Below are 13914 nucleotides of genomic sequence, written 5' to 3' on the forward strand. Positions count from 1 at the left end.
GGAGAGAGTATTGAAATGGGTGCAGTGAACTGATGAGATTGAGAGGGTGTTATTCAGAGAAAATATAATATAGGAGGAGTATGAAATGGTAAATTTATTAGGTGAAAAAATAAGGCATAAAACACTAGGAATAGGAGAAGTTATTTATGTTGAGGAAAACTATATAACTATTAAGTTTCCTTCTAAAACAGCAAGATTTGCATATCCAAGTGCTTTCGAAAAGTATTTAAGCCCGGAAGAAAACAAAATAGCAGATGCCGTTAATGCCGACTTAGCCATGGCAATAGATGTAGAAGCAAAAAAGAAGGCTGAAGAGGAAGTACAAAAAGCCAAAGAAGAGCGGCAACAACAGAATATACGGCAAGAAAAGAAAAATAAAACAAAAGCCGGTAAGTCCATTAATGTTAAACGTAAATACGTAATAAAAAAGACAAGGGGTAAGTCACTTAAGTATTTATTTTTTCAAGATGAATACTATGAAGAAGAGTGCAAAGGTCAGTTTATATGCATAAAGGGAATTAAAAAAGATGATTGTACAGTTCACTATAGAGATCCGTTGTTTGATGTGATTTCAGGAGACATTGTTTTTCATTGTGTCAAAGGATATGTAAGAGCTATTAGTATTGTAAAAGATAAATGCTTTAAAAGTGTACATACAGATCATTCCGTTGAGAGTATAGTTGGTGATGATAGCAGTAATCTAAAAATAGATTGTGAGTATCATGTTTTAAAAAATCCGGTTAAGTATAATGATAATATTATAAAAAAATATGCTGAATTAAATACAAAAACAGATAAAAATAAAGGATATTTGTTTAGCCTAGATAATAAGTTAGCCTGTTGCTTGCTTAAAGATGTATTTGATAAGAATAGTTTTTTGAAGAGTATTACCGTTATGTACGCAAATTTAGACGGTATGCCGGTTATTACAAGTAAAGATGATTTGCTTGTTAATTGTAAAGTATTGGATGAATATATTGAATCAAGGAGAGATCCGGAATATTCATATGCTTTGGATTTGATTAAGCGTGGAATTTGTTTTGTAGCAATAAAGACTAATGGGGACTATAAGTTTTATCCAAGTAGATTTGTAGGTTATAAAAATAATTCCAGATTAAAACATATGAATAATCGTTGGAGAGATGGTAGAGAAACTAATCCTGTAATTAGCTATGTATTAAAAAAAGGTGAACCTCTTCCTAATATAGAACTTGAAGTTTTATATAGAGAGTATTGTGAAAGGCTTGGTTTTGAAGCAATGGATAAAGGTTCTTTTGGAAATGACCATAAATATTGGGAGATGTAAGTAATGATGAGATTTTTACAATGAGCATACGGCAGAACTCATTTTATTCGGGGGTGCCAAGAAATATTTGAAAGAACATTTAGGATAAAGTAAGACCTCAGCCATCAGTAAACGAAAATCAGAAGTTACCACTTTGGAGGATAGAGTGAAGCTTATAAAAAGAAGATTGATAGTTGCTTTATATGTAACATTTATGATGATTATAACTTTGCCGACCATATTTTATGTATTTCAATGGGATATAACATCCGGAGAAACATTTTTCTACAGGGGAGAAAAATTCATATATAACTTTATGGTCTATATATTAGAGCCATTGATTGTAATGGCTTATATTTATTTTGTTTATGTAACAACAGCGAGCTTGAGGTTTTACTTGAAATATAAGGAGTTTGGAGCAAATTGTTATTATTTTCATAGAGATATACTTTATATACATTCCAAATTTTTACCAATTCCCATAGAGAAGATAGAATATATGAAAATAGTACGACATGTATATCGAATCGAATACTTTGTAATTTCAATCAAAATTAAAAATAAGATGTTAAAACATAAATTCCGACTGGGTATTGGTGGTTTTATTCGTGGAGATAATAGTGTCTTACTGAAAAAATTGATAGATGATTTGAATAAACGAGATATTCCATATGTGATGAAATAGTAAAGTATATCGAATAGGTAATTCTTTATAAAGTGTATGATGGGCAGTTAGTAAATATGGTAATACTTGGAGATAAGATATTTCAATGATTATTAATAGCTACCAAACATGAATAAAAAAATTGATATATACATTGATTTCAATGCCCAAAGTGCCATTCAAAGTGCCAATGATCCGATTTCAAAGTGCCAAAATGGCACTTTGAAATTTTTTATTTTACTTTCTTTTGTGCTGCATTTATTATATAATAAAGCACAAAAGGAAGTAAAGCTATGAATACAGATAATATAAAAAAATTGTAGAAAAAAACAATGGTATAATTACTGCGAAGGAAGCTGATAAATACGGTATTGACTCATGGTATCTTACAGATATGGTTAGAAAGGGAGAACTTGAGAGAATTGGCAGAGGAATTTATTTTGATAGCGGCTTTGACAACTATGATGAAATGTACTTCTTTCAACTCCAAAATAAAGTATGTATATACTCCTATCAAACTGCGCTATACATACATGGATTAACTGAAAGACTTCCATACATAAATGAAGTTACAGTATATCAGGGGTATAATCCATGGAGATTTAAGGGGATGGTTAATGTACATCAAGTAAAAAAGGAGTGGCATAAACTCGGTGTTGTAGAAAAATATACAGATATGGGAAATCCTGTTAAGGTATATGATATGGAGAGAACTATTTGTGATATAGTCAGAGATAGGAAAAGGCAGGATTCGGAGATATTTTCTAAAGCTTGGAAATTTTATCTTAAAAACAGCTTGAAAGATATATGGAGGCTTAGAGATTACGCAAATATATTTGGGATATCAGAACGTATTGAGAGTATTTTGGAGGTACTTGCATATGAATAAAGACAGTATTACAAGTAAGCTGAGAAATAAAGCAAAGTCGCTTGGTCTGAATTATAATCTGGTGTTAAGTAAGTTTTTTTTCGATGAATTTCTAAAAATATTGTCAAAGAGTAAATATCAAGAAAATTTTATGCTAAAGGGGTAAGGCTTGATTCTGTAGAGATTAAAAAAATTCTTGACAGTGTCTTATATGATGAGTTTAGAACAGGGGTATGGTTTAAGCCCGTTTTCTAAGGAGAAGAGCTTACCTGATTAAACCTTCGTTACAGTTATAGTTTAATAAAAGCTATAATATTAAAAAAATAAAAAAATTTTAAAACCATGCAATAAAATGAAGTCCTCGTGCATTAATATAGTGAAAGGGTAAATAAGAGAACTTAAAAAAGACAGTATTATCCATATAAACGTCGACGGTGGATGATAAATCTATTAAGAACTCATGACCTTTTGAAAAAACGCTTGTATTAACAGATTGGTAAAATTATTTTCACTGTACACGGAAAGGATTGAAAATATGAAAAAGTTTAATAAATTAAGTAAAGGTTTTATAGGTGCGGTAACAGTAACTTGCATGTTATTTGCAGCAGGAATGACAGGAGTTCCATATTATGGAAGCAGCTTTGTTGCTAAGTCAAAAGTATCCAAATCATATAAAGCAGCAAAGAAAATAACAGCTGATGAGGCTAAAAGAATTGCGCTTGCACACGCAAAATTGGCGGAAAAGGACGTAACTTTTGTTAAAGTAGAGCTTGAGCTTGAGGATAATAACAGATATGAGTACGATGTTGATTTTTACAGCGGAAATGTAGAATATGATTATGAGATAGATGCAGTGAGCGGAGCTATATTATCAGCTGATAGGGATATTGAGAACTATGTGATACCTACACAGCCAAGCACAGCAGCTGCTAATACTCAAACTTCAGAGATTTCGGTAGAAAAAGCAAAGCAGATAGCACTTTCACACGCAGGAGTGGGCTCGGCAAAATTTAAAAAGGCTAAACTTGATTATGAAAACGGTGTTAAAGTTTATGATATCGAGTTCAAAGTCGAAAACTTGGAATATGAATATGATATAAATGTTTCAAACGGAGCAATAATCTCAAGCAGTGTAGAGATAGATGATTAATAATGATATAGATTAACAAAGTCCTCCGGATTTTAGATAAAACATCTAAAGTCCGGGGGATTTTTTATATTGAAAGGATGTAGTTATTAAAAATAATTGAGAAATAAAAATATATTAAACTTGTACTTGACTCAGATACAAGTACAAGTTATACTACTCAAAGTAAACTTAAGAAAGGAAAAGGTATGGATACTAAATTTTCAATAGCATTACATATATTGGTATATATAGAGGAGACTGAAAATGTTGTTACCTCAGAGCTTTTGGCAAAGAGTGTGGGAACAAATGCCAGTCACATCAGGAAAATAATTACATTACTAAAGGATGCGAACATTATAGAGAGTCAGCAGGGAAAAAAGGGAATGAGCTTAAAAGTAAAATCAGATAAGCTTACATTAGACATAGTATATTTAGCAGTTTATCCGGAGAAAGATCTGTTGCATATTCATGATACAGCAAATAAAGAATGTCCTGTTGGAGCAAATATCAAGGAAGCTTTACTTCCAATATTTGAAGATTCAGAGAAACAGTTACTTTTAAATTTAAAGAACAAAACACTCAAGGCATTAATTGAAGATATGTATGAGAATTATAATAAGAAGAATAAGTAGAGGTGAAAAATGAGAGCGGCACAGGTAGAACAATATAATAAAAATAATATTTCAGTAAAAATGGTTAGTTTAGATATACCGGTTATAGGAGAGAGAGATGTACTTGTAAGAGTATCTGCGGCAGGTGTAAATCCGCTTGACAATATGATTTCTCGTGGAGAAGTAAAAATGATAGTTCCATATAAACTACCTACAGTTGCAGGTAATGAATTTGTGGGAGTAGTTGAAAAAGTGGGAGCAAATGTATCTAAATTCAAAGTTAATGATCGTGTTTTTGCAAGACTGCCACTTGATAAAATTGGAGCATTTGCAGAATATGTGGCTGTAAATGAGAATGCAATTGCAAAGGTACCGAATTATCTTTCAGATGTAGAGGCGGCGGCAGTACCATTGACAGCACTTACTATAATGCAAGTATTGGAGCTTATGAAAGCGGAAAAAGGAAAAACTATCTTTATTTCAGGAGGTACAGGAAGTGTGGGAGCAATGGCTATTCCTATAGCTAAGGCAAAGGGACTTGAGGTTATTACAAACGGAAGTGCAGAAAATAAAGACAGAGTTTTAGAACTTGGTGCAAGCAGGTTTATTGATTATAAAACAGAAGACTACAGTAAGTCTTTATCAAATATTGATTATGTACTGGATACTCTTGGTGGAAATGAAACCGAGAAACAGATGCAGATTCTAAAAAAAGGTGGAAAAATGGTTTCTCTTAGAGCAATGCCAAATGGAGCTTTCGCTAAGAGAATGAGACTCCCAATGTGGAAGCAGATAATTCTTGGCTTTGCGGGAAGTAAGTTTGATAAACTGGCAGGAAAATACGGGATTTCCTATGACTTCATTTTTGTTGAATCAAGCGGAAAACAGTTACAGGAAGTAGCTGACTTATTTGAAAAGTTAAAGATAAAGCCGTCTATAGATACAGTATATACTTTGGAAGAGGTGAACTCGGCATTAGATAAGGTGGCAAATGGTCGTTCCAATGGTAAAACAGTTATTACTATGTAAGGAGATAAGATGCAATTTAAAGAAGTGGATAAATTAAATGTAGATGTAAAGGAAGCTGTGAAAAAGCGTGTAAGTACAAGAAGTTTTGAAGATAAGTCATTGAGTGAAGACGACAAGAACAGAATTTTGGAGATAAATAGTGGGTTAACCAATCCTTTTGATGTCAATGTCAGAGTACAATATATCAGCAAGGATTCCGGTGCTGAAGGTGTTCAGCTCGGTACTTATGGAACTATTAAAGGAGCCAAAGATTACCTTGCTATAACGGTTAAAGATGAACCATTTGCTATGGAGGCGGTAGGATATCAATTTGAAAATTTGGTACTGAATGCTACACAGATGGGGCTTGGAACAGTCTGGCTTGCCGCGACTTTCAGCAGAAAGAACTTTGAAAAGGCAATGGAAATTTCTTCAGATGATCTGTTTCCATGCATCAGCCCGATAGGATATCCTTCCGAAAAGAAATCACTTGTAGAAAAACTTACAAGAGTAGGGCTTGGTTCGAAAAACAGAAAGTCTTGGGAGAAAATCTTTTTCTTAAATGATTTTGAACATTCTTTATCAAAGGATGATGCAGGAACATATGAACAGTCACTTGAAATGCTAAGATTGGCACCAAGCTCTACAAATGCTCAACCTTGGGCTGTAGTAAAGGAAGGAAACAAATTCCACTTCTTTTGCGATTATAAGAACAATATAAATGAAGATATGAGAAAGATAAAACATCTGGATCTGGGTATAGCTTTATCACATTTCCATCAAACAGCTATGGCAGACGGATTAACCGGGAAATTTGAAATAGAAGATATCAAATTTACAACACCTGAAAATATGCATTATGTAATATCTTATGTAGCTAAATAAAACAATATATTTGAAAAAGTCTCGGTTTAATTCCGAGATTTTCTTATTGTACAATATCAAGTCTATAAGAGTTTAAGTTACTTCAAAGCAAATTGAAGTTTGTTTGAAGTGATATTGAAGTTGACTTTGAAGTAACAGTGAAGTAGTTCATATACCCACTTGTTAGCAAAACCTAACTATGATATAATAATTTTACCGACGATAACGTCGGTAAAGAGGAGGTACTATATGGCTGCTGCGAAGAGGCTTAGTGAGGCTGAAAGAAAAAAAGAAATTATGGATTCAGCCACAAAAGTAATTGCCGCAAAGGGCTTAGGAAAGGCAACTATGGAAGACATCATCGCGGGAACAACTTTATCAAAAGGAGGAGTGTATCACTACTATGGGAACGTAACAGAAATCTTTAAAGACATTATGATAAGCGGGATTGATTACAGAAACAATATCATTAAGGAGCATTTGGTTGAATGTGAAAAGGGTGGTGAGAGTAAGTTTATGGCAAAACAGTTGGTTGATAAAGTCATAGACAACAATCCTTTAACGCCTCTTTATGTTGAGTTTTTGATAGAGAAAAAAAGAAATCCCGAACTGAATAATATTATGGAAGAGCTTCAAGAACAGACAAAGGAAAGATTTAAAGCGATATGGAATTATGACTCAGGATGGTTGTTTGATCCTCAAATTTTTCAGTTTGTTACCGATTTTATGAATGCTCTGATAATGGCTTCTGATGTACTGGATGCAAGAGAAAATTTTAAGAAGAACAGACAGCATTTGGAAGCAATATTTACTTACTTATTTGAACAAGTAAAGGAGAAAATGGATGGGAGTTTATAAGAAATTATTCAGATATGTGCCGAATGAAAAATATATCGGATATATGACAATCATAGTATCAAGTATTTCGGCATTCCTGGTGGTTTATGGGTATTATTATATATTTCTACTTCTAAAAGAAGCGGTAGTAAAGGGAAATTATGAAAACGCAGGATATTATTCTACAAGGATAGTTATCTGTTTAACTATAAGTGCGGTAATGTATTTGGTATCCGGCATTGTTTCACATAAGCTGGCATTTAGACTTGAAACAAATTTACGAAAAAGAGGAATTGAAGGACTTACAGATGCAAGCTTTCGATTTTTTGATCTTCATTCCTCAGGATATATAAGAAAAACTATAGATGACAATGCGGCAAAGACACATATGGCGGTAGCTCATATGTTGCCGGATAATTCACAGGCATTTTTGGTACCGATTTTTGCATTTATACTGGCATTTGCCATAAGTCTTAGAGTGGGAATCGTTATTATAGTTTTATCTGTTGTAAGCGGACTCATATTGATGGGAATGATGGGTAATAAAGATTTTATGAAGCTTTATCAGACTTCACTTGACAAACTGAGTTCTGAAACTGTGGAGTATATCAGAGGCATACAGGTAATAAAGATATTCGGTTCAAAACTTAAATCCTTTAAGGCATTGCATGATTCTATTATGGAGTATTCAAAATACGCTTATGATTATTCTCTGTCTTGTAAAACACCATATGTCATATATCAGCTGATATTTTTAGGATTGATTGCCATTATCAGCATTCCGCTCAGCTTCTTTTTGACCGGTATAAAAGATCCTAAATTTATGGCTGTGGAGCTTATTATGATCTTTTTCTTAAGCGGTGTAATAATGGTCTCTTTTATGAAAATAATGTGGGCAAGCATGAATATCTATAATGCAAATTTTGCCATTGACAGTTTGGAAGAATTATATGAAAAGATGCAGGAGGATAAACTCACATATGGAAACAGAGACCATTTTGACAATTTCAATATTGAATTTGAAAATGTGAGCTTTTCATATGGGGATAAAAAGGTTCTGGAAAACTTATCATTTTCATTAGAAGAGAAAAAAACTTATGCCTTAGTAGGGCATTCAGGTTCAGGAAAGTCAACTATTGCAAAGCTTTTGTCAGGATTTTATAAGGTTGATAAGGGGGCAATAAAAATAGGTGGATATCCTCTTTCGGAATATACAAAGGAGGCAATCATAAGGAATATCTCGTTTGTATTCCAAGACAGCAAACTGTTTAAAAAATCTATATATGATAATGTAGCATTGGCTGATGAAAATGCAGATAGAGATAAAGTAATGAAGGCTCTCAGTCTTGCAGGTTGTGATGAAATTATTGAAAAGTTTAAAGACAGGGAAAATACAATTATAGGTTCAAAGGGAGTGTATCTTTCAGGAGGTGAAAAACAAAGAATCGCTATTGCAAGGGCTATTTTGAAAAATTCACCTATTGTAATTATGGATGAAGCGAGTGCGGCAATTGATGCAGATAATGAATATGAATTACAAAAAGCATTTAAAAATTTAATGCAGAATAAGACTGTTATAATGATTGCCCATAGGATGACTAGTATCAGAAATGTAGATGAAATAATAGTTTTGGAAAAGGGAAATGTAATAGAGCGAGGAGATAATGATTTATTAGTAAAAACCGGAGGGTTGTACAGCAGACTCCTCAGTCTTTACGAAACTGCAAATGATTGGAGGGTGTCAAATGAAAAACTACTATAAGAAAAGATATGCTCTCTCAGAACAGGGTGCAAAAAATCTTACAAAAGCAACGATATATTGTTTTTTGACATATTGTATCAACCTTGGTCCGATGTTTATTTTAATGGGACTTATTAATCAGTTGGTCTTGGGAAATGTATCAAGCACCTTGCAGTATATTGTTATGGCAATACTTACTCTTGTTTTTATGTATATTTTATTATCAGAAGAATATGTAAGCCTTTATAATTCCACCTATAAAGAATCGGCAAATTTGAGAAAGGGAATAGCAGAGAATCTGGCACAGCTTCCGCTGGCTTATTTTTCAAAGCACGATCTCTCCGACCTTTCACAAACGATAATGTCTGATGTGGAAAGGGTAGAGCATTCTATGAGCCATTCTATACCAAAGGTTGTGGCTATGTGGTTATTCTTTCCTCTGATGGGACTTATTATGCTTATTGGAAACTGGAAGCTTGGACTTGCAGCAATTATTCCCACTCTTTTAAGCTTTATGATCAATCCTTTGGCAAAACAAAAGGAAGTTTCAGAGTACAGCAGATACTTTAATGTGCTAAGAGATAATTCAGAGCTTTTTCAAGAAACAATAGAGTTACAACAGGAGATAAGCAGCTTTAATCAAGCCGACAAGGTGAAGAAAAACCTGTATAAAAAGATGGAGGAGAGCGAGAGGATTCATCTTAATGTAGAGATAGTTCCAATGCTGGCGGTAGGTATATCTTCATCTCTCTCATATATAAGCCTTGCAGTAGTATTGGCTGTCGGAATACAGTTACTTATTCACAATGAGATCAGCCTCTTATATCTGATAGGATACCTGATAGGAGCAATAAAGGTTAAAGAACTTTTTGATGTTTCAAGGGAAGGAATGACCGAAATGTCCTATATTGAACCTGCAATTGTAAGAATAAAGGAGATAAAAAATGCAGCGCTTCAAGAGGGTAAAGATACAGACCTTTCAAGCTACGATATAGAATTTAAAAACGTTTCTTTTGCTTATAATAAAGATGCAAAGGTATTAAAAGATGTGAGTTTTACGGCAAAGCAGGGTGAGGTTACAGCTTTGGTAGGTATATCGGGTTCCGGTAAAACTTCCGTACTAAGACTTATATCAAGGCTGTATGACTATGATACCGGAAGTATCTTAATAGACGGAAAGGATATCAAAAATATATCTACAGAATCATTGTTTAAGAATGTCTCAATAGTATTTCAGGATGTGACTTTGTTTAATACAAGCATTATGGAAAATATTCGTTTGGGCAGGGAGAGTGCAACAGATGAGGAAGTAAAGGAAGCGGCCAGACTTGCAAACTGTATGGATTTTATCGAAAAATTGCCGGATGGATTTAATACTCTGATTGGAGAAAACGGTGCTGAATTATCAGGTGGAGAAAGACAGAGAATTTCTATTGCAAGAGCATTTCTAAAGGATGCACCTGTTTTGATATTGGATGAGATATCGGCAAGCCTTGATGTGGACAATGAAAAGAAGATACAGGACAGTTTAAATAAGCTTATTAAGGACAAAACGGTTATTATTATCTCTCACAGATTAAAATCAATAGAAAATGTGAATAAGATTGTGGTAATAGATGAGGGAGTTGTTGAGACATCAGGAAATCATGATGAGCTTATAAAAGATTCAAAGGTATATAAAAACTTGATTGAAAAGACAAAATTAGCGGAAGCATTTAATTATTAGGGGGAAGATATGAAAGAGAAAAAGCTGAAAATAAAGGATCTGGTGACTATAGGTGTATTTGCTGTTATATATTTTGTAGTTACTTTTGCCGTTGGAATGATTGGAGTTATTCCGATTTTATTCCTGATATATCCTACAATACTGGGAATTGTTAGCGGAACTGTTGTTATGTTATTTATGGCTAAAGTACAAAAACCTTGGGCATTGTTTATTTTCGGAATGCTGTCACCTCTTATTATGCTTGTGGGAGGCCATACCTATGTAATTTTACTTCATGCATTTGCAGTAATGATTATAGCCGAGTTGATAAGAAGGATCGGTCATTATAATTCATTTAAATACAATATGCTTTCATTCGCAATATTTAATACTTGGATTTGCGGTTCACTTATGCAAATGTTATGGGCAAGGGAGAAATACATTGAGTTATCTATGATGATGGGCAAGGAGTATGTAGATATTTTGATAAAACTTATTACTTATCAGCATATGGCTTTGGTTTATCTTGGTGCTATAATCGGAGGACTTATAGGAGCAAATATCGGAAGAATATTACTGAAAAAGCATTTTATAAAGGCAGGTATAGTTTGATGTATTATTAGGAGGGAAATATGAAAGAGAAAAAGCTGAAAATAAAGGATCTTGTCACTATAGGTGTATTTGCAGTTATATATGTGGTGATTATATTTGCTCTGGGAATGATAGGATTTTTACCTGTCTTATATCTGGTATATCCTGCACTACTCGGTATTGTAAGCGGAACTGTTATTATGTTGTTTATGGCAAAGGTACAAAAACCTTGGGCGGTGCTGATACTGGGAATGCTTTCATTTGCAATATTTAATACCTGGATCTGCGGTTCACTTATGCAAATGTTATGGGCTAGAGAAAAATATATTGAGATAGCAATGGTTATGGGTGAGGATTATGTGAATGCTTTGATAAAACTGGTCACATATCCAAATATGGCATTGGTCTATCTGGGTGCTATATTAGGCGGACTTATAGGAGCGAATATAGGAAGAATATTACTAAAAAAACATTTTATAAAGGCAGGTATAATTTGATGTATTACATCAATGACAAAAGACTAAATCCAAATCCTATAACCAAGTTTTTTGTTGTAGTGTTACTTGGGTTTACTGTAGTACATTCTATAAATCAATATTTGGAAGTAGCTGTTGTATTAGCGATATCTATTATGTATCTTATTAATGGATTTAGAAGAGAGGCAATAAAAAATATACTGGTATTTGGTGTATTGTTCTTTGTACCGAGTTTTAGTGCTTTGGCGAAGCTTCCCATATTTATAATGATGATGCTTTCATTACCGGCTATATGTCGTATGTTCTATCTTCCTTTTGCAGCAGGCAAATTTATGATTAAGACTTCTGATGTCGGAAGTATTATCTCATCAATGGATGCTTTAAAAATACCAAAGGAAGTTTCTGTACCTATAGCTGTAATGTTCAGGTTCTTCCCTTCATTTGCCGAGGAGAAAAATAACATTATGATGGCAATGAGAATAAGGGGAATAGAAACAAAAAATCCTGTTAAATATCTTGAATATATTGCTGTACCCCTGCTTATTATTTCATCAAATATTGCAGATGATATTGCAAAGGCTGCGGAAACAAAATGCATTGCAAATCCTGTAAAGAAAACAAGGTACATAAAAGTAAAAATTCATTTGATCGATTTTATTTATGCTTTCACAATGACAATTATAGTGGTGGGAGGTCTTATATGCTTACGTTAGAGAATCTGTCACTGTTTTACGAACAGGATAAAAAAGTACTTGATGATATCAACTTGATTGTAGCGGACGGCGAATGTGTACTTCTTACAGGGGAGAGCGGAAGCGGAAAATCTTCTATTATAAATTCTATAAATGGACTTGCCTTTGAATATGAGAATGCCAAATTTAGTGGCAGCATAAAGGTTGACAATAAAGATTTAAAGGGAATGGAGCTTTATGAAATATCTCTGATGATATCCAGCGTTTTCCAAAACCCAAAGACACATTTTTTCAATGTGGATACAACACTTGAACTGTTATTTTATCTTGAAAACATAGGTCTTGATAGAAAAGAAATGGAAAGTCGTATGGAAGATATGCTAAAGATCTTTCCTATAAAGCATTTGCTCGGACGTAGCATATTTGATCTTTCAGGTGGCGAAAAACAGATACTTTGTGTGGCAGCTTGTTATATTTCAGGTTGTAAGATAATAGTACTTGATGAGCCTTCTTCAAATCTGGATGATAAATATATTGATATATTAAAAGAAATGTTGCATATACTAAAGAATAAGGGAATTACGCTTATAATTGCAGAGCATAGAATCTATTATTTGACGGATTTGGCTGATCGAATTATTCTCATCAGAAAGGGAGAGCTTTTTAAGGAGCTTACAAAAGATGAACTTTTAAACTCTGAAAGACAACTTGGACTTCGCTCTGCGATAAAAACAGTATTGAAAGCACAAAGTAAGTTGTTTGGAAATGATTTAAATATTAAAAAACTTGAGTACAACTTTAAAGACGGTTCGGGGTTAAAGATAGAAGATATTTCATTTGGTCTTGGAAATATTTACGGTATTACCGGAAAAAACGGTTGCGGTAAATCTACATTTATAAGAGTAATGACAGGCCTTGATGATAAGGGAAAGAGTGAGATAACATTTAACGGGAAAATCCTGAACAAAAAAGACAGACTGAAAAATTCATCATTGGTTATGCAGGATGTAAATCATCAGCTTTTCACAGATTCTGTAGAGGAAGAAATAAAACTTGGGGTTAAGGATTTGCCACAGGATAGATTAGATAAGGTCCTATTTGGTCTTGAACTTACAGAATTAAAGGACAGACATCCTATGAGCCTTTCAGGTGGACAAAAACAAAGAGTGGCCATTGCTTCAGTTCTATGCAAAAACTCAAGATTTATATTTTTTGATGAGCCCACAAGCGGTATGGATTATAAAAATATGATAAGAATTTCAAAGCTGATAAAGGAGATGAGTACTAAAGATAATATTATATTTATTGTTTCCCACGACAATGAATTTTTAAATGAAACCGCAGACAGTATACTTTGCCTTGAGGAATTTAAGATCCAGGAATCCAAAAATGAAATTAATAAAATCATTTATTATTAAACAAAACTTTAAGAACTGTAGTTTA

14 protein-coding genes are annotated in these 13914 nt (G+C 33.4%); all 14 read left to right on the forward strand.

Annotated features, from left to right (window positions below; genetic code table 11):
• Nucleotides 1-85: 85 nt before the first annotated feature.
• The 14 genes from HMPREF1140_RS13085 to HMPREF1140_RS11000 all read left to right on the forward strand — a co-directional run bounded on the left by HMPREF1140_RS13085 (nt 86) and on the right by HMPREF1140_RS11000 (nt 13889).
• Nucleotides 86-1306 carry a hypothetical protein gene (locus tag HMPREF1140_RS13085; protein ID WP_009663845.1) on the forward strand — a complete coding sequence of 407 codons (1221 nt, stop codon included), beginning with the start codon at nt 86-88 and terminating at the stop codon, nt 1304-1306.
• A 145-nt stretch (nt 1307-1451) separates the two neighbouring features.
• The gene (locus HMPREF1140_RS10940; protein WP_009663830.1) at nt 1452-1970 is read left to right on the forward strand and encodes a hypothetical protein; all 519 of its coding nucleotides are present in this window, start codon (nt 1452-1454) and stop codon (nt 1968-1970) included.
• A 373-nt stretch (nt 1971-2343) separates the two neighbouring features.
• Nucleotides 2344-2838, forward strand: coding sequence for a type IV toxin-antitoxin system AbiEi family antitoxin domain-containing protein (locus HMPREF1140_RS10945; protein WP_334290626.1), 495 nt, complete (start codon nt 2344-2346; stop codon nt 2836-2838).
• A gap of 514 nt (nt 2839-3352) precedes the next feature.
• On the forward strand, nt 3353-3967 hold the full coding sequence (locus HMPREF1140_RS10950; protein ID WP_009663888.1) for a PepSY domain-containing protein: 615 nt from the start codon (nt 3353-3355) through the stop codon (nt 3965-3967).
• A 185-nt stretch (nt 3968-4152) separates the two neighbouring features.
• The gene (locus HMPREF1140_RS10955) at nt 4153-4578 is read left to right on the forward strand and encodes an Rrf2 family transcriptional regulator (protein WP_009663869.1); all 426 of its coding nucleotides are present in this window, start codon (nt 4153-4155) and stop codon (nt 4576-4578) included.
• Between the two features lie 9 nt (nt 4579-4587).
• Nucleotides 4588-5586 carry an NADP-dependent oxidoreductase gene (locus HMPREF1140_RS10960; RefSeq protein WP_009663867.1) on the forward strand — a complete coding sequence of 333 codons (999 nt, stop codon included), beginning with the start codon at nt 4588-4590 and terminating at the stop codon, nt 5584-5586.
• Nucleotides 5587-5595: 9 nt separating this feature from the next.
• Nucleotides 5596-6450, forward strand: a complete 855-nt coding sequence (locus tag HMPREF1140_RS10965) for a nitroreductase family protein (RefSeq protein WP_009663882.1) — start codon at nt 5596-5598, stop codon at nt 6448-6450.
• Nucleotides 6451-6678: 228 nt separating this feature from the next.
• A complete protein-coding gene (locus HMPREF1140_RS10970) occupies nt 6679-7287 on the forward strand; it encodes a TetR/AcrR family transcriptional regulator (protein ID WP_009663864.1) in 609 nt (202 codons plus the stop codon).
• Nucleotides 7274-9028 (forward strand): ABC transporter ATP-binding protein, encoded by a 1755-nt coding sequence (locus HMPREF1140_RS10975; RefSeq protein ID WP_009663847.1) that lies wholly within the window; start codon nt 7274-7276, stop codon nt 9026-9028. Before HMPREF1140_RS10970 ends, HMPREF1140_RS10975 begins: the two co-directional genes overlap by 14 nt.
• Complete coding sequence (locus tag HMPREF1140_RS10980; protein WP_009663908.1) at nt 9012-10733, forward strand: ABC transporter ATP-binding protein; 1722 nt, start codon at nt 9012-9014, stop codon at nt 10731-10733. Before HMPREF1140_RS10975 ends, HMPREF1140_RS10980 begins: the two co-directional genes overlap by 17 nt.
• 9 nt (nt 10734-10742) lie before the next feature.
• Complete coding sequence (locus tag HMPREF1140_RS10985) at nt 10743-11324, forward strand: MptD family putative ECF transporter S component (protein ID WP_009663884.1); 582 nt, start codon at nt 10743-10745, stop codon at nt 11322-11324.
• Nucleotides 11325-11344: 20 nt separating this feature from the next.
• Nucleotides 11345-11800 (forward strand): MptD family putative ECF transporter S component, encoded by a 456-nt coding sequence (locus HMPREF1140_RS10990; RefSeq protein WP_009663910.1) that lies wholly within the window; start codon nt 11345-11347, stop codon nt 11798-11800.
• Nucleotides 11800-12492: an energy-coupling factor transporter transmembrane component T gene (locus HMPREF1140_RS10995; RefSeq protein ID WP_009663920.1), complete on the forward strand. Its 693-nt coding sequence runs from the start codon at nt 11800-11802 to the stop codon at nt 12490-12492. The genes HMPREF1140_RS10990 and HMPREF1140_RS10995 overlap by 1 nt, the downstream gene beginning before the upstream one ends.
• A complete protein-coding gene (locus HMPREF1140_RS11000; RefSeq protein ID WP_009663900.1) occupies nt 12480-13889 on the forward strand; it encodes an ABC transporter ATP-binding protein in 1410 nt (469 codons plus the stop codon). Before HMPREF1140_RS10995 ends, HMPREF1140_RS11000 begins: the two co-directional genes overlap by 13 nt.
• The last annotated feature ends 25 nt before the right edge of the window (nt 13890-13914 follow it).

Source organism: Lachnoanaerobaculum sp. ICM7, assembly GCF_000287675.1.
Lineage (GTDB): Bacteria > Bacillota > Clostridia > Lachnospirales > Lachnospiraceae > Lachnoanaerobaculum.